The organism is Paraburkholderia sp. BL23I1N1, from assembly GCF_003610295.1.
Lineage (GTDB): Bacteria > Pseudomonadota > Gammaproteobacteria > Burkholderiales > Burkholderiaceae > Paraburkholderia.
In genome coordinates this window covers 16,482-34,102 of the sequence record NZ_RAPV01000002.1, presented here as the reverse complement: position 1 = coordinate 34,102, position 17,621 = coordinate 16,482, and the positions used below count along the sequence as shown (strand labels likewise).

19 protein-coding genes are annotated in these 17,621 nt (G+C 60.6%); 13 read left to right on the top strand and 6 right to left on the bottom strand.

The annotated features are described in order from the left end of the window. Window positions 1-77 precede the first annotated feature (77 nt). The gene (locus tag B0G76_RS32695) at window positions 78-971 is read right to left on the bottom strand and encodes a LysR family transcriptional regulator (RefSeq protein WP_120296981.1); all 894 of its coding nucleotides are present in this window, start codon (window positions 969-971) and stop codon (window positions 78-80) included. 233 nt (window positions 972-1,204) lie between these two features. On the opposite strand from B0G76_RS32695, the gene B0G76_RS32690 reads away from it, so the two are divergent. The 3 genes from B0G76_RS32690 to B0G76_RS32680 are packed head-to-tail and all read left to right on the top strand — an operon-like array spanning window position 1,205 to window position 3,816. Next, on the top strand, window positions 1,205-1,957 hold the full coding sequence (locus B0G76_RS32690) for an SDR family NAD(P)-dependent oxidoreductase (RefSeq protein ID WP_120296980.1): 753 nt from the start codon (window positions 1,205-1,207) through the stop codon (window positions 1,955-1,957). A gap of 29 nt (window positions 1,958-1,986) precedes the next feature. Continuing rightward, window positions 1,987-2,661 carry a glutathione S-transferase family protein gene (locus tag B0G76_RS32685; RefSeq protein WP_259460898.1) on the top strand — a complete coding sequence of 225 codons (675 nt, stop codon included), beginning with the start codon at window positions 1,987-1,989 and terminating at the stop codon, window positions 2,659-2,661. 9 nt (window positions 2,662-2,670) lie between these two features. Beyond that, a complete protein-coding gene (locus B0G76_RS32680) occupies window positions 2,671-3,816 on the top strand; it encodes a multidrug effflux MFS transporter (RefSeq protein WP_259460897.1) in 1,146 nt (381 codons plus the stop codon). Between the two features lie 310 nt (window positions 3,817-4,126). Here B0G76_RS32680 and B0G76_RS32675 read toward each other — a convergent pair whose 3' ends face one another. Together B0G76_RS32675 and B0G76_RS32670 are read right to left on the bottom strand one after the other, a co-directional pair. After that, entirely contained in the window at window positions 4,127-4,387 is a 261-nt protein-coding gene (locus B0G76_RS32675; protein WP_120296979.1) for a DUF6723 family protein, read from the bottom strand. A gap of 201 nt (window positions 4,388-4,588) precedes the next feature. Continuing rightward, window positions 4,589-5,236, bottom strand: coding sequence for a glutathione S-transferase family protein (locus B0G76_RS32670; protein ID WP_120296978.1), 648 nt, complete (start codon window positions 5,234-5,236; stop codon window positions 4,589-4,591). Between the two features lie 102 nt (window positions 5,237-5,338). Between B0G76_RS32670 and B0G76_RS32665 the strand changes: the two genes are divergently transcribed. From B0G76_RS32665 to B0G76_RS32635, 6 genes are all read left to right on the top strand, one after another. Then, entirely contained in the window at window positions 5,339-6,346 is a 1,008-nt protein-coding gene (locus B0G76_RS32665) for a YafY family protein (RefSeq protein ID WP_259460896.1), read from the top strand. Between the two features lie 126 nt (window positions 6,347-6,472). Next, the gene (locus B0G76_RS32660) at window positions 6,473-7,699 is read left to right on the top strand and encodes an alkaline phosphatase family protein (RefSeq protein WP_120296976.1); all 1,227 of its coding nucleotides are present in this window, start codon (window positions 6,473-6,475) and stop codon (window positions 7,697-7,699) included. Window positions 7,700-7,707: 8 nt separating this feature from the next. Further along, entirely contained in the window at window positions 7,708-8,991 is a 1,284-nt protein-coding gene (locus B0G76_RS32655; protein WP_120296975.1) for a cytochrome-c peroxidase, read from the top strand. A gap of 114 nt (window positions 8,992-9,105) precedes the next feature. Beyond that, window positions 9,106-9,756, top strand: a complete 651-nt coding sequence (locus tag B0G76_RS32650) for a lytic transglycosylase domain-containing protein (protein WP_120296974.1) — start codon at window positions 9,106-9,108, stop codon at window positions 9,754-9,756. A gap of 179 nt (window positions 9,757-9,935) precedes the next feature. After that, window positions 9,936-10,622 carry a DUF2242 domain-containing protein gene (locus B0G76_RS32645; RefSeq protein WP_120296973.1) on the top strand — a complete coding sequence of 229 codons (687 nt, stop codon included), beginning with the start codon at window positions 9,936-9,938 and terminating at the stop codon, window positions 10,620-10,622. 779 nt (window positions 10,623-11,401) lie between these two features. Next, window positions 11,402-11,653: a hypothetical protein gene (locus tag B0G76_RS32635; protein ID WP_120296972.1), complete on the top strand. Its 252-nt coding sequence runs from the start codon at window positions 11,402-11,404 to the stop codon at window positions 11,651-11,653. Window positions 11,654-11,684: 31 nt separating this feature from the next. Here B0G76_RS32635 and B0G76_RS32630 read toward each other — a convergent pair whose 3' ends face one another. Next, window positions 11,685-12,620, bottom strand: a complete 936-nt coding sequence (locus B0G76_RS32630; RefSeq protein WP_120296971.1) for a DMT family transporter — start codon at window positions 12,618-12,620, stop codon at window positions 11,685-11,687. Between the two features lie 265 nt (window positions 12,621-12,885). On the opposite strand from B0G76_RS32630, the gene B0G76_RS32625 reads away from it, so the two are divergent. The 4 genes from B0G76_RS32625 to B0G76_RS32610 all read left to right on the top strand — a co-directional run bounded on the left by B0G76_RS32625 (window position 12,886) and on the right by B0G76_RS32610 (window position 16,197). Continuing rightward, window positions 12,886-13,632 carry a MipA/OmpV family protein gene (locus B0G76_RS32625; protein ID WP_183082305.1) on the top strand — a complete coding sequence of 249 codons (747 nt, stop codon included), beginning with the start codon at window positions 12,886-12,888 and terminating at the stop codon, window positions 13,630-13,632. 90 nt (window positions 13,633-13,722) lie between these two features. Continuing rightward, window positions 13,723-14,901: an SDR family oxidoreductase gene (locus tag B0G76_RS32620; protein WP_120296969.1), complete on the top strand. Its 1,179-nt coding sequence runs from the start codon at window positions 13,723-13,725 to the stop codon at window positions 14,899-14,901. A gap of 107 nt (window positions 14,902-15,008) precedes the next feature. Next, window positions 15,009-15,761, top strand: coding sequence for an IclR family transcriptional regulator C-terminal domain-containing protein (locus B0G76_RS32615; RefSeq protein ID WP_120296968.1), 753 nt, complete (start codon window positions 15,009-15,011; stop codon window positions 15,759-15,761). Between the two features lie 226 nt (window positions 15,762-15,987). Continuing rightward, window positions 15,988-16,197: a hypothetical protein gene (locus B0G76_RS32610; RefSeq protein WP_120296967.1), complete on the top strand. Its 210-nt coding sequence runs from the start codon at window positions 15,988-15,990 to the stop codon at window positions 16,195-16,197. A gap of 165 nt (window positions 16,198-16,362) precedes the next feature. On the opposite strand, the gene B0G76_RS32605 is transcribed toward B0G76_RS32610, so the two are convergent. Next, entirely contained in the window at window positions 16,363-16,641 is a 279-nt protein-coding gene (locus tag B0G76_RS32605; RefSeq protein ID WP_120296966.1) for a hypothetical protein, read from the bottom strand. Between the two features lie 137 nt (window positions 16,642-16,778). Beyond that, window positions 16,779-17,534: a Mut7-C RNAse domain-containing protein gene (locus B0G76_RS32600; protein WP_120296965.1), complete on the bottom strand. Its 756-nt coding sequence runs from the start codon at window positions 17,532-17,534 to the stop codon at window positions 16,779-16,781. Between the last annotated feature and the right edge of the window lie 87 nt (window positions 17,535-17,621).

Genomic DNA, 17,621 nt, shown 5'->3' with positions numbered 1-17,621 from the left:
CCATACCCGTCGCGCAGGCCCGCGACATCAATTTCCGACCGAGACTGCCTATATGCTTCCGAGGCGTGTGCGATGGTTCATGCGAGCAGGTGTTCTGCTATCCAGTCGATGAAAACTCTCAATCGGTTGCTTAAATATCTATTGGGCGGATACACAACGTAGAACGGATAGGGCGCAGGGCTCCAGTCCTCAAGAATCGGCACGATGTCACCTGCTTCGATATGCGATTGCGCCGTGTACAGGAAGGTCTGAATAACCCCGAGGCCCGCCAGACCCGCCGCAAAGTGTGCGTTGCTTTCGTTCACCCCTATGACATGGGGTACAGCAAGTTCGATTTTCTCTTTGCCGCGAGCGAAGAACATTGGCGTCGGTCGACTGGTTCGTGTCGATATGTAATTGACTATCGAATGGCCAGTTTCCAAATCGCGAGGTTTGCGTGGCACGCCATGCTTTTCGAGGTAGCCGGGGGTTGCGCAGGTCACCCGCGGCGCGTTGCCAATCAATCTGGCAACCAGCGAGAGGTCGCCAAGTTCGCCACCTCGGATAACACAATCGACGTTGTCGCTAATCAGGTCGACCTGTCGGTCGCTGACTCCGAAGTCAATGCTGATGTCCGGATATTTCGCGAGAAAGTCGGGAAGAGCTGGAATAACTACCAGGCGGGCAAACGTGCCGCCGATGTCGACACGCAGATGACCGCGCGGCTTGCTTTGCGCGGATTGGAAGCTTGAGTCGATGTCTTCCAGGCTTTGGAGGAGCGCTGCAGTTTTCTCGTAGTAAGCCGCGCCGTCCGTGGTTACCGTGACCCGTCGCGTCGTACGAAGCAGGAGCTTCACGCCGAGGTGCTTTTCGAGGGTGCGCACGAGCTTGCTCACCGTTGCCAAGGGAATCTGCAGCGAGTCGGCCGCCTTCGTGAAGGTGCCGGCTTCTACCACACGGGCGAACGCCCGGATTGCGAGTAACTGGTCCAAAGATAGTGCCCCTTTGCGCACTTGCCGATTTCGGGCCTCGACGATTAGCCACCTTCATTATCTACCACAGTAGATAAATATTTTGCATTTCGCTACTTTTTCTAATCATTCGCGGACCGTACATTGAGCCCCATGGTCACCGGCAATCGAGTAGAGGGCTACCGCTAGCTCCGTGGTCACCAGCGGTCGGGTAGAACCCTACCACCGCCTCACTAAACGAACTGGAGTCAATCATGACGACGCGCAAACTTGAAGGCAAAGTAGCTTTGGTAACTGGCGGTACGAGCGGTATTGGTCTGGCATCCGCGCAGGAATTCGCGGCGCAAGGCGCGAAGGTGTTCATCACCGGCCGCCGGCAGGCAGAACTCGACGCAGCGGTCGCGGCAATTGGCGACGCCGCGGTGGGCATTCGCGGCGACGCTTCGAATCTGGACGACCTGGACCGCGTGTACCAGGAAATCGCGGCAAAGGCCGGTCACCTCGATGTCCTGTTGGCGAACGCCGGCGGCGGCGACATGCTGCCGCTCGGCTCCATCACCGAAGAGCAGTTCGACCGGATTTTTTCCGTGAACGTCAAGGGTGTGCTGTTCACCGTTCAGAAGGCGCTTCCACTTCTGCGCGATGGTAGCTCGGTGATTCTGATGGCGTCGACGACGTCGGTGAAGGGTACGGCCAATTTCAGCGTCTACAGCGCAAGCAAGGCCGCGGTGCGTAACTTCGCCCGCTCGTGGTTGCTCGACCTGAAACCCCGGAACATCCGCGTAAACGCAGTCAGCCCGGGACCGGTTCGCACGCCTGGCCTCGGTGAGCTCGTTCCCGCAGAGCATCGGGAAGGCCTGTTCGCACATCTGTCCTCGGTAGTGCCGATGGGGCGTTTGGGCGAACCCTCCGAAGTCGCAAAGGCCGTCACATTCCTCGCATCTGAGGACAGCAGCTTCGTGAACGGCATCGAACTGTTTGTCGATGGCGGTACCGCACAAATTTAAGCCTTCCGCGTGGGTTCCGGCACGCGTTCGTGCGTCCCGGAACCCACGGGACCATCACTGAGATTCCCATCATTACGCTACACACCTGGACCACGCCCAACGGGCGAAAGGTCTCGATTATGCTGGAAGAACTCGGCATCGCTTACGACGTCAATGCGGTGAATCTCGGCAAGAACGCGCAGTTCGCCCCCGAGTTTCTCGCCATCTCGCCGAACAACAAAATCCCGGCAATCACCGACCTCCTTCCCGACGGCAGCTCACTGTCTGTGTTCGAGAGCGGCGCCATTCTTACCTATCTGGCAGAAAAGCACGGCCAGGTTCTGGATGCGTCGGGCCCCGGTCGCTACAAGCAGCTCGAGTGGCTGAACTGGCAAGTCGGCGGATTGGGACCGATGCTTGGTCAACTCGGTTTTTTCGAAAAGTTCTCTAAGGAAAAATCGGAGCTGGCCAGTCAACGTTTCGTCACCGAAGCGGACCGCCTGCTGACAGTTATGGACGCCGCCTTGTCCAGGAATCAATACCTGGGCGGCGACACATACTCAATCGCTGACATTGCCGCCTATCCGTGGGTACTCACCGCTAATACCTTCCTGGCTGACGTGCTCTCTGCGCAAATTGCCGCAAAGCCCGACTTGCAGGACTGGCTTGCACGCGTCGGCGCACGCCCTGCGGTTCAACGCGGAATGGCGATTCCTGCCGTGTAAGGAAAAATCGTGGCGACACACACAGAGCCAGCCGCGCTGAAACAGATGGCAGAGGCAAAAACGGGTTCCCTTGCCTTGATGCTCGGCGGTCTGGCGCTTCTGGGGCCGCTCTCTGTCGATGCGTATCTGCCAGCGTTCTCGCACATTGAACGTTCGTTTAACGTGGGAGCGCACCAGCTACAGCTCACACTCACAGCCTATCTGTTTGCCTTCGCAATCATGAGTCTGTGGCACGGCGCGTTATCGGACGCGTTCGGTCGTCGCAAGGCTATTTTGGTCTCGCTTGCCGTGTTCGCAATAGCGTCTCTTGGTTGCGCAGCCGCACCTGACCTTAGCTGGCTTTGGGCTTTCCGGGTAATGCAAGGCGTCTCTGCAGGCGCGGGAACGGTAGTCGGTCGAGCCATCATTCGCGACGTGCATGCGGGACCGGTGGCCGCTCGCCTGTTATCACCTGTCAGCATGATTTTTGCCCTCTCGCCAGCGGTCGCTCCGGTACTTGGCGGCTGGATTGTCACAGCGTTTCAATGGCGCGCAATTTTTGTCTTCCTGTTCGTCTATACAGCGCTGCTTCTGTTTTACTGCTTCAGGTACCTAGGTGAGTCCTTGCCATTGGCGAGCCGCCGTCCGCTCGAACCGAAAAGACTTCTGCACGACTACGGGCGAGTATTCGCATCGCCCACGTTCCAGCGAGGTGCCGGTGCGATTGCGTTCAATTTTGCGGGCCTGTTCCTTTATGTCGCCGCCGCGCCCGTGTTCCTGACTAAGCACCTTGGACTTACGTCCGAGGGCTTTGCCTGGGAATTTATGCCGTTGGTCGCGGGCATCTTTCTGGGTTCGCTAGGTGCCGAGAGAATGGCGGGCAAGGTCTCTCAAGGTACACAGATTGGCGCCGGTTTTGCAATCATGATGGCCTCAAGTGTCGCCAACATTGCCTTTCATGCGGTACACGCCGCAGCCTTGCCCTGGTCAGTCGCACCGCTCTTCTTTTACTCGTTTGGCATGTTGCTTATCGCGCCGGGCGTGACGCTGATGGTGCTAGACCTGTTTCCGAACATAAGAGGTCTTGTTGCCTCGTGCCAGGCGTTCACAATGGTCTTGTTAGCCGCATTGGTTACAGGGTTTGTCGCACCAGTTCTCGACCGGTCGGTACTGTAGCTAGCGACGGGGCAGGGCGCTTTCGGGTGTATTGGACTAGCGCTATGGTTGCTCGAACTGAAGGTCCTGCCGCATACAAAACCGCAGACTTGACAAGCTTTACGTGCGAACGCCGACTACCTGTCAGGTCAGGTCAGGTCAGGTCAGGTCAGGTCTAGGCTAATACACGCACGGTAGCGGAGACCTTGACTCTCGACTGGCCCATCGTTGTTTCATCAGCGGTCGGTTCTGATATCGCGCCCGTACTTATGGGCGGCCGTTTTTTGCTTCAAGGGACCAAGGTGAATCCGTCTCGCGCTCGCCCCGGCGCTTACAACTCCGGACGCGCCAAATCGCTGGTCACAATGTGCTCGCCAAACACCTGCGCCGCCGCGACGGCTTCCAGCTTGGTCGCGTAGGGTCCGAGTTCCGGCGCGCCGTCGAACGGGAACAGCACGCGGCCATCGGTGGTACGAATCACTTTCAACACGCCATAAAAACGCCGGTAGCCGGCCAGTTTCGACGTCGCCGACACTTCGAAGTCTTCCTCCGACGCCCCGGGGACGCTAGGAATGAATGCGGTCTTGCTCATACCTGAAAACATCTCTTGTTCAATGGGCCAGTACCTGCTGGAAAGGCCAGGGCACGCCCGGTTGTCGCGGGAAGACATTCACCGGCGGGCTCCCATTGTCTCAAATCCTGGCGCATTGAATCGGACACACGATCAGCCGGCCGACCGTCGCCTGCATAACGCAGATTGGGTCGCCGCAGCAGACCAGACAGCCAGACAACATCAGGCGCCTTTGACCACCGCCTCATGCGCGGCCGCCAGCGCAACATCCTGCTCGCTCACCTTCACGAAGCTCGGCCGTGAGCAGACGCGCTGGACATACTCGAGCACAACTGGCGTCTCCGGCACCAGCTTGAACATCATTCCCCAATGCAACGCGATGCCCCACAAGATATCCGCAGCCGACATCTTGTCTCCGAGCAAATAGGGCGACGCCCGCAACTGGCTCGTCACTGTGCCGAGCATTGAATCGAAATCGCCGTACGGCGAGGTGGAGGGCGGAGCGGGGTCGCGCTTCATTGCCTTGTCGACCAGCGCCGGTTCGTAACATGCAGCGTAGTACACCAGCCATCGCAGATATGGCCCGCGCGACGGATCGTCGAGCGCCGGTGCGAGACCCGCTTCGGGAAACAGGTCGGCCAGATAGATAAAGATGGCGACCTGTTCGGTGATCAGCGCGTCGCCGTGAAGGATCGCCGGAATCTTGCCGAGCGGATTGATCGCGAGATACGGCGGCTTGCGCTGCTCCCCGGCCTTCATATTCAGCACCTTCAGCTGATACGGCGCGCCGAGCTCTTCGAGCAGCGTCAGTGCGCTGACTGAGCGGCATTGCGGCGAGTGGAAGAGCGTGATCGTGCGATCGGTAGTCATGGTGTCGGCCTTCTGAGTGAGCGTCTCGTTGGAAGAACCAGCGTCCTTCGGGCGCCGGATGCTCTCATCCTAAACGCCCATACCTGTCAGTTTGTGTCAGGTATGACTACACTTGCCTGTATGAGAGCCAGCCGCCTCCTTTCCATCCTGATGACCCTGCAAGCGCGCGGACGCGTGACCGCGCAGTCGCTCGCCGACGAATGCGCGGTCTCGCTGCGTACGATCTATCGCGACATCGACGCCTTGAGCGCCGCGGGCGTCCCCGTCCAGAGCGAACGTGGCGCGGAAGGCGGCTATCGTCTGCTTGATGGATACCGGACGCGTCTGAATGGCCTGTCGTCGCAGGAAGCGGAGTCGCTGTTCCTCGCGGGCTTGCCCGGACCGATGCAGGCACTTGGTCTCGGCGCCGTGATGGCCGGAGCGCAAACCAAGTTGCTTGCCGCGCTGCCGGTGGAGTTGCGCTCGACCGCGGAGCGCATGCGCTCGCGTTTTCACCTCGACGCCCCGGCCTGGTTCGCCGATGTGGATCAGCCCGCGAATCTGCCGTTGATTGCCAGCGCGGTGTGGGAACAGCATCCGTTGCAGATTCGCTATCAGAGCTGGAAAGCCGAAAAGTTTCGCCGGATCGAACCGCTCGGCATCGTGCTGAAAAGCGGGGCCTGGTATGTGGTTGGGCGCGTCGGCACGGACATCCGCATCTATCGCATTTCGCGCATTCTCGAATTGAGCGTACTGGACGAAACGTTCGAGCGGCCGCCCGCCTTCGATCTGGCGGCTTACTGGCAAGACAGCGCCCAACGTCTGTCCGAAGAAATGCACGCGAACGAAGCAACGCTGCGTCTGTCGCCGTGGGGCGTGCAGATGCTCGAAGTCTTTGTCACGCCCTTCGCACGCTCAGCCGCGAAAATCGGCGAGCCGGACCCGGCCGACGGCTGGCGTACGGTCACAGTGCCGGTCGGCTCGATGAGGCAGGCGTGCGCGGAACTGCTCCGCTTCGGCACCGAGGCCGACGTGCTGGCGCCGCCCGAGTTGCGCGCCCGTTTCGCCGAGGTGGCGGCAGCCTTGCATCGCCGCTACGCGCAGGAAGGCGACGGTTCGCCGCCACCGTAGCCACGCTTATATGTTGCGTTGAATGACCGATATATTGTGAAAATGTGGCGTCGTTCACTCGAGCGTCATACGTGCTGCATACAGTTTGCCCGCGAATAAAACTCTAATCCCCGAGGGCAAAAAAACATGTCACAACGCAGCGGGTTGCGTGCTTTCTTCATGGTCGTTTGCGCGGCCTTAGTCGGCGTTATCGTCGCCGCGTGCGGCTCGTCTTCGTCGATCAGTGTGACCGGGCAGCAGCAGATCAGGCACGTCTTCGTCATCACGCTCGAAAACGAAAACTACGCGACCAGCTTCGGCGCGAACAGCAAGGCGCCGTATCTGTCGCAGACGCTGGCCGCCCAAGGCGCAATGGTGCAGCAGTACTACGGCACGGGCCACGTGAGCCTCGACAACTACATCTCGATGCTCAGCGGCCAGGCGCCGACGCCGGAAACGGACAACGACTGCATCACCTATCAGGACTACAAGCTCACCGGCACGACCTCGGATGGTCAGGCGATCGGCTCGGGCTGCGTGTATCCCGCCAGCATCAAGACGCTGCCGGACCAGTTGAAGGCCGCCGGCTACACCTGGAAGGGCTATGAAGGCGACATGGGCAACGACCCGACGCGCGAAGCCGCCACCTGCGGCCACCCGACGCTCAACACGACCGACCTCACCCAGTCGGCCGAAGCGCCGAGCGCGGCCGTGCCGCTGGGCGACCAGTACGCGACGCGTCACAACCCGTTCATGTACTTCCACTCGATCATCGATTCGCCGGATTGCGGCCAGAACGTCGTGAACCTGAACACGCTCACAACGGACCTGCAATCGATCTCGACCACGGCCAACTTCAACCTGATCACGCCGAACCTGTGCGACGACGGTCACGACGCGCCGTGCGTGAACGGCCAGCCGGGCGGACTGACGAGCGCGAACACGTTCCTGCAGAAGTGGGTGCCGATTATCACGGCCTCGCCGGCGTTCCAGAAGGACGGTCTGCTGATCATCAACTTCGACGAAAGCAGTTACGCCACGGTCACGCAGTCCGCATCCGGCGAGGATCTGGTCTTCTCCGGCGCGACCTGCTGCAGCCAGCAGCCGGGTCCGAATCTGCCGCCGTTCCCGCAGACTTCGTCGCTGTCGTACAAGGGCTTGACGATCAACCTGACCAAGCAGAGCTTTGGGGGCGACCAGACCGGTGCGGTGATGATCTCGAAGTTCATCAAACCGGGCACGGTGTCGACGGTGCAGTACAACCACTACTCGATGCTCAGGAGCATTGAAGACATCTTCCAGCTGGGCCATCTGGGTTACGCGGGGCAGGCTGGTCTGGTCGGGTTCGGCAACGACATCTTCACGAACCTGTAAGCGATCAGATGCCGGTTTTTGCAACGCGATTCACCGGGCGCACCGCCGCGCGATGGGCGGCGCTCGCAGTGCTGGTCGGTGCCGCATTGCTGCCGTTCGGGGCAGCGGCGGCGGCATCTATAAAGGCTGGAGCGCCGGCCGATGCGAAGCCTGTCTATAGCGATGCGGCGGCGCTCGGCAAGCTGATGTTCTTCGATGCGTCGCTCTCAGCGTCGGGCAAGATGTCGTGCGCAAGCTGCCATAGCCCGTCGCACGCGTACGGGCCGCCCAACGGGTTGGCCGCGCAGTTGGGTGGGCCCGATATGCGCTCGCAAGGCACACGCGCTGTGCCAAGCCTGCGCTACGTGCTGAACCGCACGCCGAGGTGGAGTCATGCGCAGGCGGCCAGCATGTCCGAACGCCTGAGCGAGACAGACAACGCGCCGGTTGGAGGCTTCGGTTGGGACGGGCGCTTTAACCGTCTGCAGGATCAGGCGAGTTTCCCGTTGCTGAATCCGAACGAGATGGCCAACAAGGACCCGGCGGCGGTGCTCGCGAAACTGGAGCACGCGCTGTACGCGACGCGCTTCAAGGACGTGTTCGGCGAGAACATCTTCACCGATCCCAGCAAGGCGTTCACCCTGGCGATGTATGCCATCGAGCGCTTCGAGCTCGAAGACCCGAGCTTTCATCCGTACACCAGCAAGTTCGATTACTACCTCGACGGAAAATTGCAACTAACGGCTCAGGAGTTGAGAGGCAAAAAACTGTTCGACAACCCGGCGGGCGGCAATTGCGCGTCGTGTCACATCGATCAGTCGGGTGTCGACGGCTCTCATCCGCTTTTCGCCGACTTCAACTTCCAGGCGCTTGGCGTACCGCGCAATCCGGAGTTGCGTGCGAACATGGACCACAAGTACTTCGATATGGGTTTGTGCGGACCGTTGCGCACCGACCAGTCGAGCGACAGGAGCAACTGTGGACTCTTCAAGTCGGTATCGCTGCGGAACACGGCGACGCGTCAGGTGTTCTTCCACAATGGCCGCTTCCACACGCTGAAGGACGCGCTGCGTTTCTACGTGCAGCGCGATACGAATCCGGCGAAGTGGTATCCGAAAGACGCGCACGGCAAGGTCGACAAATTCAACGATTTGCCGGTTGCGTTGCGTGTGAATGTGGATACGACCGACGAGCCGCTCACGCGCAAAGCAGGTGAGCGCCCCGTGTGGTCGGAGCGGGATATCGACGACGTCGCCGCTTTCCTCGCCACCCTGAACGACGATTACGTACTGAAACCGACGCAGTCGAAATAGCAAACGCGCACGCACCAACCGGCGCCTTTCTTCAGATGAACTTTGGCCGCGTTGGTGCCTCTTTTGGGGGCAGAGCTATAATGCGCAAATCCCCTCTTTTCCCCGTCCTCCGTTATGAGCCGGTTACTTTGCCTGATCGTGCTTTCGCTCGGCCTGATGCAAACCGCAACGGCCGACGAAAACAGTGACCGCATGTCCACGTATCTGACGCAGAAATTCGGTCTGGCAAAGGAAAAAGCTCAAAAGATTTCGGACGCGGTGCAGTCCGCCGCGTCGAAATATTCACTGCCGCCGGCTCTCCTGCTGGCGATCATCTCGATCGAATCCCGCTTCAAGGAAAAGGCCAAGGGCGCCAACGGCGCGACCGGGCTGATGCAGGTGGTGCCGGGCGCCCACCGCGGGTTGCTGAGGAACGTCAAGGACCTCACTGAGCCGACCACGAACATCGACGTGGGCTCGGCGATCCTCTACGGTTACATGCGATCGGCAAATGGCGACCTGAGCGCGGCGCTCAAGAGCTACGGCGGCTCGCAGGCCTACGCGAAGAAGGTGAGCTTGCGTGTCGACGATTTCGCCGACGTCGCCGGGCCGAAAGACGTCGCGTCGCATCCGGACGCACAAGCCAGTCTGTGCGAGGCCGACCGTTGCGCGGCGCCGGGCAATTGGGCCGACGCGTTCACGATACCGGCCGCCGATACCGTCAGCGTGAAAAGTGTGAACGGCGCGGCGGCACTGCAAAGCGCATCGCCTGCAACGCCGCACTGAGCGGCAGCTTCCTTTTATTTCCCCCTTGTCGTGCGCCCGCGCCAAAGCCGCGGATTGCGTCGTCACGTCTGTCGTGTAAGGCGGCGCGGAGCGAGCGCTGCGCGCTTTTTACGCACACCTGGCAACGGCTCTACAATGCTTTCCCATTCGAGCTCACGCCGCGCCTCTTCCGATCGACCATGTCCACCTCGTTTTCCAAAGCCACTGCCGCTTCGCTTCTCGGCTTGCTGACACTTGCCGCGTGCAGCAGCGCGCCGCAGCCGAAATTCCAGCAGGAATTGTTCGAAACGGGCGCGAGCCCTTACGCGCGAAATTTCAACTCGAGCACCACGGATACCTGCGAGGCCGCGCGCCGCGCGCTCCTGAGCCAAGGCTATCTGACGACGATGACGCGCACGGATACCGTCGACGGGACAAAAAACTTCCAGCCGACCGGCGATACGCACGTCGTTGTCGAATTTCATGTGGTGTGTACGCCGGGGGAAGAGGCGAGCGATACGAGCATCGTCTATGTCAATGCTGTGCAAAACGGTTTTGCGCTGAAGAAAAGCGATACGTCGGCGAGCGTCGGCCTAAGCGTGCTGGGTTCGCTGTCGTTGCCGATCCGTTCGAACAACGACGCGATGGTCAAGATTTCGAGCGAAACCATCCCGTCGGGCAAGTTCTACGATCGTTTCTTCGGCCTCGTCGATCACTATTTGCAAACCGTGGTGCGTACGCAGCCGGTTGCGAACAGCCGTATCGAGACGCGTATGTTGCCGGTGCCTGTCGAAGCGACGATTCCCGCGCCGCTTCCCGATCTGCCTGACGCAATCGACAAGGCTGCCTCGGCACAACCCGCAAGCGGGGCCGGCGTAGCGCCGTGAAGCATCTGCCGTCGCCGGTGGGGTCCAGTCTGGTCAAGACCTGATCAGCCTTCGATCTGATCACGAAGCGATACTTATCCTATGTCTTTTACTTCAGCCGTATATATATGTAGTAATAGTTAACAAGGGTTAACCCCGTCTGTGGATAACTCTCAATTTCCCGGTTACATCAAGGTCTTGCGAAAACCATAACCCTGCGGAACATATCTGTAGAAAAACTACAAAGCCGGGATAACTTTGACGGGGCTTGCCTCGCGTCGCGTCTTATCAAGATTTCGCACACAGGCTGTCCGATGCGCTATCCCGAAGTTATTCATAGGCAATTGTGGATAACTTGCCCATCCCGCCATGTTTCGCCGGGCGGCAGAGTGGGTTTTTCGTCGATGTTATGCGCTCGCCAGCGTACAGACCGAGTCCCCCCGCACGCGCACATTGAAGTTGAAAGGTACAAAGATTGCGTCGAAGTTTTTGCAAGCGCAACTGTTGCTATTTAGTCAAAATCATTTCAGCAACGCCCGATCCAGGCATAGAGTTAAAGTGTTTTCTGAGGTTATTGGTGCAGTGCGGGGGTGTGCAATGAAACGCAGAACAGCACGACAGCTAGTCCGTCTTCTCTCGGATATCAGACATGCCAGCCACTGCACTACGCTGCGGGCGGCGGCCACCAATCGGGCCATATCCCTCGCCGCGTCCGAGCGTGACGACGAGGGCGCCGATAGCGACGAAAGCAACGAAGCGGCACGCGAGGCGAGTCACGACAAACCGGCCCGGAGCGGATCATGAGAGCCGCAAGCGAACAATCGCTGCGATTTCTGGTCGAGAAATGGCTGGCGCCGGGGCCCTCCGTTCCGGTTCACGTCACCGAATTCAGTCGCACCCGTCTGGGCGGCAGGCGTTATGTGCGCGTGGAGACTTCTGTCGAAGCCGGATCGCGTGGTCTCTTTTTCTTTCGTCACGACGATGGCTGCTGGTGTGTGTTTCCACCTACCGCAGATACACCCAAGGTGTTCGCGCAGCCGCGGGCTGCTTAACGGTAGTGGGCGCGCGCGACTGGCTAAGCCCTCACGCTTCGTGAGGCAAGCGATCACGTTCGTTCCCGCGTCGCGGGGCGGGCATCACCTGACACACAATCAAACCGGCGAGCATGAGCGCGCATCCAAAGAGCGCGCGCGCCGACAGTGTTTCGCCGAGCACCAGCCATCCGGCGAGCGCGGCGAAAACGCCTTCCATACTGAAGATCACCGCGGCGTGCGAGGGCGCCGCGTACTTTTGCGCAACCACCTGAATCGTATAAGCAATGCCCACCGACAGCGCACCGCCGTACAGAATCGTCGGCGCGGCACGCTCGATCACCGCAAGACTGACCGGCTCGATCACGAGGCCGATCGCCAGACATGCGAGCCCGCAAGTCACGAACTGCACGAGCGCCAGCATGAGTGTGTCGTGCCGCAGCGCGAAGCGGCCGACCAGCATCATCTGGACGGAAATTACCAATGCACCGGCCAGCTGGTACCAGTCGCCGTACAGGATCGAGAAGTGTTCGTTGACGCTCAGAAAATACATCCCGAGCGCGGCGAGCGTCGCACCGAGCCACGTGCCAAATCCCGTTCGATGACGAAACAGCATGCCGAGCATCGGCACGAGCACCACGTACAACGAACTGATGAAGCCGGCGTTGGCAACCTTCGTGTATTGCAGGCCGATCTGCTGCAACGAAATCGACACGGCCAGCACGACGCCGAGCAGCACGCCGGCGCCGAGCAGTTCGCGTGCGCCGCCGGGTTCGCGCTTCGACAATTCCGCAAGCGCGGAGCGCCGCACGCAGACGATCATGGTCAGCACGACTAGCGCGCCTAGCAGGAAACGCAGTCCGGTAAATAGAAACGGTCCGATCGCATCGAGGCTCAAGCGTTGCGCGACGAACGCGGAGCCCCAGATCATGGCCGCGATGAGCATCAGCAGATTGGCGCGCAGGTGTTGGCGTGTGTCAGGTTTCAAGGGCGGTTTGTCGAATTCGGTTGTCCTCGATCAGCGGCATGCTGGTTTCGAGGGGGGCCTTCAGATCAGTCTCCACAATCAGGCACCGATTCTATCCGCGCGCACTCGTGCCGGATACGCCGCGAACATTCGCGAACACTTGAACACAATTGCGCACACATTCCCCCAACTTCAGGACAGACGTGGCGAGGCGGCGTCCCTAGACTGCGGCTTCAGTCTCAAATAAAAAGTCCTGACCGTGCGCAAACGCCTCACTTATCTGTGTATTCCGCTGTTTGGCCTGACCTGCTCGTCGATGGCCTACGCCGAGAACTTCTATATGTTTTCGCTGGCCGGGGGTGTCGCGCCGCGTTATCAGGGCAGCCGCGATTACCGTCCGCTTGTTGCCCCGCTGATCGCCGCCGAGTTCGGCAACGGCATCTTTCTGAGCCCGACGAACGGGCTCGGTTACAAGCGCACGTTCGCCAATGGTCTATTTGCATGGGCGGCGCTCAGCTATGACTTCGGCCGCACCGATCGCAATCGTGCGGATTTGCCGGGTTCCGACTATCTGAAGGGCATGGGCCGGATTCCTGGTTCGGTGATGGTGTCGTTACAGGTCGGTGCGCATCTGTTCGGTCCGTCGACCATCAGCATCACGCTGGACCAGCCGGTTACGAATACGAGTCACGGCACGAGCGGGCACGTCGATCTGACCGTGCCGGTACTGCAATCCGTCGACAACGACGTCAGCATCACGGGCAGCGTGCATGCCGGCAGCGGCCGCTATACGCAAACCTTCTTCGGTGTCACCGATGCGCAGGCGGCCGCGAGCCGCTTCCAGCCGTATGCGGTGAAAGGCGGGTTCGACAGCGCAAAAGTGTCGGCGGCCTGGACGTACATGTTTTCGCCACGCTGGTCGGTGCATACCGAAGGCGGCGTGACGCGGTTGCTCGGCGCCTCGGCGAACAGCCCGATCGTGCAGTCGAAGAACAACTACTTCGCGATCACGGCGTTGACGTATCGCTATTGATGCGCGTGTTGTTGCGCTAATCGACCCGCCTGTTGATCGGTTGTCCGGATCAATGTTTCGACGATCCGACGTCCTTGCAAGGAGCTCGCGATGTTTGCATGGCAAACCCCTCTGTCCAACGCCTGGCAGGAGAGCCTGGTCTCGTCGGCGCGCGCGAAGGCAATGGGCGTCGACAGTCTGATGCTGACCGGCGCAACCGGTTTTATCGGCGGCAATCTGCTGGTGACGCTGATCAACACCGGACTGGTGGAGCGCATGGTGTGTCTGGTGCGCGGCGCCAGCGTGGCCGATGCGCTCGCGCGGCTGCGCGCGTCGGCAGTGCGCTGCGGGCTGCCGCATGCCCGCGCCCAACGAATCACGGAAGCCAACGTGATGGTCGGCGAACTCGGCAGCGCGTTTTCGGAAATCGATCTGGCGCGGCTCGCCGAGGTATCGCACGTGATTAATTGCGCGGCGCTTGCGTCGTTTTCGACACATCCGCAAGTACTCGACACGAATGTGCACGATACCTTGCGTTTCGCGTCGCGTTTTGTCGGCAGCAAAACGCTGCGGCGCTTTCTGCACGTGAGCACGGCGATGGCGTGCGGCACGCAATGCGGCGCGAACGTTCAGGAATCGCCGTTCGGCTATGGCGAAACGCGTCACCTCGTGCCGTACACGCGCAGCAAACGCGAAGTCGAACGCTTGCTGCGCAGCACGTATCCGCGCCTGCCGCTGGTGGTGGTGCGGCCATCGATCGTGGTCGGCCATACGGTGCTCGGCACGTTGCCGTCGGCGAGCGTGTTCTGGGTATTTCGCGTGGTGCATGGCGCGCGGCGCTTCACGGCACGGGCGATGAACCGCATCGACGTGGTGTCCGCCGACGACTGCGCGCGCGCACTTGCGCTGCTGGCGGTGAAGCCGTCACTCGCTTTCGATACGTATCACGTGTCGGCGGGTTCGGAAGCGCCGACTATCGGTCAGATCATCAGCGCCATGGATGAAGCTACCGGCACCTCGGGCCGCCGCTATTCGATGTGCCGCGTGCGCGACTTCGGCAAGATCGCGCGCGAAGTGGTGGGCCGTGACCGTTGCGGCAGCGGCCGTCTGATCGAACACGCGCTGCGTTTGTACGCCGGTTTCGCGGAGCTGGACTACACGTTCGACAACCGCCGTCTGCGTGACGAAATCGGTTTCGAGCCGCTGCCCTTTACGGACTACGTGAGCGAATGTGTGCGGACCTCGCGAGGCGTGGGGATCGCCGAGCAGATGCGCTGGGACCTCAAATAGGTCTTCGGCAGCCCGTACAGCGAGCGACTCGCGCGATAATCGCGCAATGGCCAGACAACGCAAGACATCATTGATTCACCGGGCCGACTGACTTTCAGGCAGACGCAATGGACGAGAAAGACTGGATCGCGGGCGCCGCCAAGGCGCTGGCGATCATCGAAGCATTCGACGAAGAGCACGCGCGCATGACGCCGACCATGGTGGCCGCCCGCGCCGGGCTTTCGCGCACGGCGGCGCGCCGCTATCTGCTGACGCTGCGCGAACTCGGCTATGTGGATACCGACGGCAAGCTGTTCTGGCTTGCGCCGCGCGTATTGCGGCTCGGTCAGTCATATCTGGATTCGGCGCGCTTGCCGCGCACCGTGCAGCCGTTTCTTCAGCGCATCACTGCAACCCTGCAGGAAACCGCGCTGGTTGCGATTCTCGACGAACACGACGTGGTCTATGTCGCCCGCAACGGTGTGAACCGGGCGATGGCGGTCGGTTTCGTGCTGGGCTCGCGGGCGAGCGCGCCGTTGTCGTCGGCGGGTTTGATCCTGCTGGCCTTCCAGGCGTCCGACAGCATCGACCGGTGGCTGGCGTCCTATCTGATCAAGGTATTCACGCCCTATACGTATTCGACCATCGAGCGTTTGCGCGAAGTGCTGGGCGAAATCCGCCGCGATGGGTATGTCGTCACCGATCAACAACTGGAATTGGGCATGCGTGGCGTGGCAGTGCCGTTGCGTGACCGGCATGGCTCGGTCGTGGCGGCGATCAGCGTGAGCATGCCGATCGGCCAGGAGTCGGCGAATGCCGCGCTGCACCGGGTGCTGCCGACCCTTCAGGAAACCGCCAGTCTGCTGCGAAACCTCATCTAGACGCGGGACTAGGTAATCTCCCCAATATGGCCTGTTTAACGAGTGAAAGCATGACGAAAGCCAGCTGTCTCCCGGAAAATACATATCGAGTTTTGGGCATGACAAACCGCCTACACTGCGTAATACTCTCCCGCGGGGAGCGGGAAGGCGCCTCAAGCCCTGCCTGCTTCACCGTGCAGCTATTTCATTCACATTGACTCAGTCGTCCAGGTTTGGGGAACAACACATGAAAAAAGTTATCGTCTCGCTCGCAGCAGCATCGATCGCGCTGGTTTCCGTTCAAGCTTTCGCACAGGCATCGGACGCAGCAGCACCGGCCGCTGCAGCTAGCGCACCGAAGCACCACGTCAAGAAGCTGAAGACGCACGGTAAGCGCGCTCCGGTTTCGGCAGCCGCTTCGGCGGCTGGCACGAACGACAAGGGCACGGCAAACTAAGCTCACGCTTGGTTTAGTCGGGCGAACCCTGCCGGTTCTCTTCTGCGCGCCGCTAGCCGGCGAGTGCAGCGTAGTGCCGGTTAAATGTCGCCAGCAAAAAGGCCAGAGCTTGTGCTCTGGCCTTTTTGTATTGGGCGACGGTCTTGCGCGGTCTTTTGCGGCGTTTTAGCCCGCGAGGCCGCGCTTGATGACCTCGTTCAGCAGTCCGGACATGCCTTCAGGATGCGTGGCGGCCCGTTCTTTCAATTCCTCGACCAACTCGCCATTCAGCTTGCAGGCAAAAGCGACGAGGCCCTGCGCCTGGTCGAGCTTGCGCTGTTCGCGGCGATCGAGCTTCGGGTCGGCGGCAGCGGCTTTGCCGAAGCGGTCGGCGGTCGACAGCTTCATTGCGTTGTTCAGCTTGAGTGCCTTGTTCTTTTCAAGGTCGGTTTTTTTCATCGTCATACGGAAAGCCTCTGCCAGATAAGTAATCCCGCATTGTACGCATCGCGCCGGGCGTCGAGCGAGCGGCGGTGATTCCGTACCCGTGCGGCGTTGGCGCGGTGCTCAGATCTCGCCGAGTCTGAGCCGTCGAGCGGTGTTCAAACGGGGCGTTCCGGTGCGCCGGCCACGCTGTCCATCAACGCACGCATGCGTTGCCAGTGTGTGCCTTCCCAGAATACGCGTTGGCACACGTCGCAGGTGACGAACTGGTTATGCCGTTCCAGCACGCCATCGGGCGCCCGGTTGCCGACTTCATTCTTCGCAATGCGCCGAAGCGGCGCATTGCACATCAGGCACAAACGGAACGGCTGTGCACTGCCGGCCAGATCGAGCCTTTCAAACACTTCACGCAATTGCTCGCGCGGCCGCAGCGTGCGTACGTAGCAGCCATGCGTGATGGTGCGGCGTTTTAATAGTTCCCGATCGCGTGTCAATACGATGCGCTGTTGGGCGGCCGCGAGCGCCTCGATATCGGCGTCGGGAAAGTGGTTGTCGTACAGCGTATCGAAGCCGGCCAGCCTCAGCAGCGGGGCAAGACCGCCCAGATGCGCGTCCGCAATGAAGCGCACCACGCGCAGCGGACGTTTGCGCACACGCAATAACGGTTGGATGTCGAGCGCTTCAAACTTCGGATAAACGGCGATGCGATCGCCGTCGGACAGCGGATGATTGAAACCGACCGACTCGCCGTTGACCAGAATCAGTTCGACCTCGGTATGCGGCACGCCGAGTACTTCGATCATATGTTTCGCGGTGGCGCCGTGCGCGCAGGCGTAACTGAACGCGCGCCGGCGCAGGGGCCGGGCGAGAAAGTCGTTCAGCTCCTCATAGAAGCGGAATGTCGCGGTGACCATGGCATCAGTATCGCACCGTGTTTAATTGCGCGCTGTCCTGCACGTGTCGCATGGGTGTGCTTTACTTCCAGTTCTTTAGAAGATGGA

What these genes read in the sequence shown, in the direction of transcription:
- B0G76_RS32655 (WP_120296975.1), top strand. Translation starts at nt 7,708, where the DNA reads ATGCCGGTTTTTGCAACGCGATTCACCGGGCGCACCGCCGCGCGATGG.
- B0G76_RS32645 (WP_120296973.1), top strand. Translation starts at nt 9,936, where the DNA reads ATGTCCACCTCGTTTTCCAAAGCCACTGCCGCTTCGCTTCTCGGCTTG.
- B0G76_RS32690 (WP_120296980.1), top strand. Translation starts at nt 1,205, where the DNA reads ATGACGACGCGCAAACTTGAAGGCAAAGTAGCTTTGGTAACTGGCGGT.
- B0G76_RS32635 (WP_120296972.1), top strand. Translation starts at nt 11,402, where the DNA reads ATGAGAGCCGCAAGCGAACAATCGCTGCGATTTCTGGTCGAGAAATGG.
- B0G76_RS32600 (WP_120296965.1), bottom strand. Translation starts at nt 17,534, where the DNA reads ATGGTCACCGCGACATTCCGCTTCTATGAGGAGCTGAACGACTTTCTC.
- B0G76_RS32670 (WP_120296978.1), bottom strand. Translation starts at nt 5,236, where the DNA reads ATGACTACCGATCGCACGATCACGCTCTTCCACTCGCCGCAATGCCGC.
- B0G76_RS32660 (WP_120296976.1), top strand. Translation starts at nt 6,473, where the DNA reads ATGTCACAACGCAGCGGGTTGCGTGCTTTCTTCATGGTCGTTTGCGCG.
- B0G76_RS32605 (WP_120296966.1), bottom strand. Translation starts at nt 16,641, where the DNA reads ATGACGATGAAAAAAACCGACCTTGAAAAGAACAAGGCACTCAAGCTG.
- B0G76_RS32620 (WP_120296969.1), top strand. Translation starts at nt 13,723, where the DNA reads ATGTTTGCATGGCAAACCCCTCTGTCCAACGCCTGGCAGGAGAGCCTG.
- B0G76_RS32610 (WP_120296967.1), top strand. Translation starts at nt 15,988, where the DNA reads ATGAAAAAAGTTATCGTCTCGCTCGCAGCAGCATCGATCGCGCTGGTT.
- B0G76_RS32650 (WP_120296974.1), top strand. Translation starts at nt 9,106, where the DNA reads ATGAGCCGGTTACTTTGCCTGATCGTGCTTTCGCTCGGCCTGATGCAA.
- B0G76_RS32615 (WP_120296968.1), top strand. Translation starts at nt 15,009, where the DNA reads ATGGACGAGAAAGACTGGATCGCGGGCGCCGCCAAGGCGCTGGCGATC.
- B0G76_RS32675 (WP_120296979.1), bottom strand. Translation starts at nt 4,387, where the DNA reads ATGAGCAAGACCGCATTCATTCCTAGCGTCCCCGGGGCGTCGGAGGAA.
- B0G76_RS32665 (WP_259460896.1), top strand. Translation starts at nt 5,339, where the DNA reads ATGACTACACTTGCCTGTATGAGAGCCAGCCGCCTCCTTTCCATCCTG.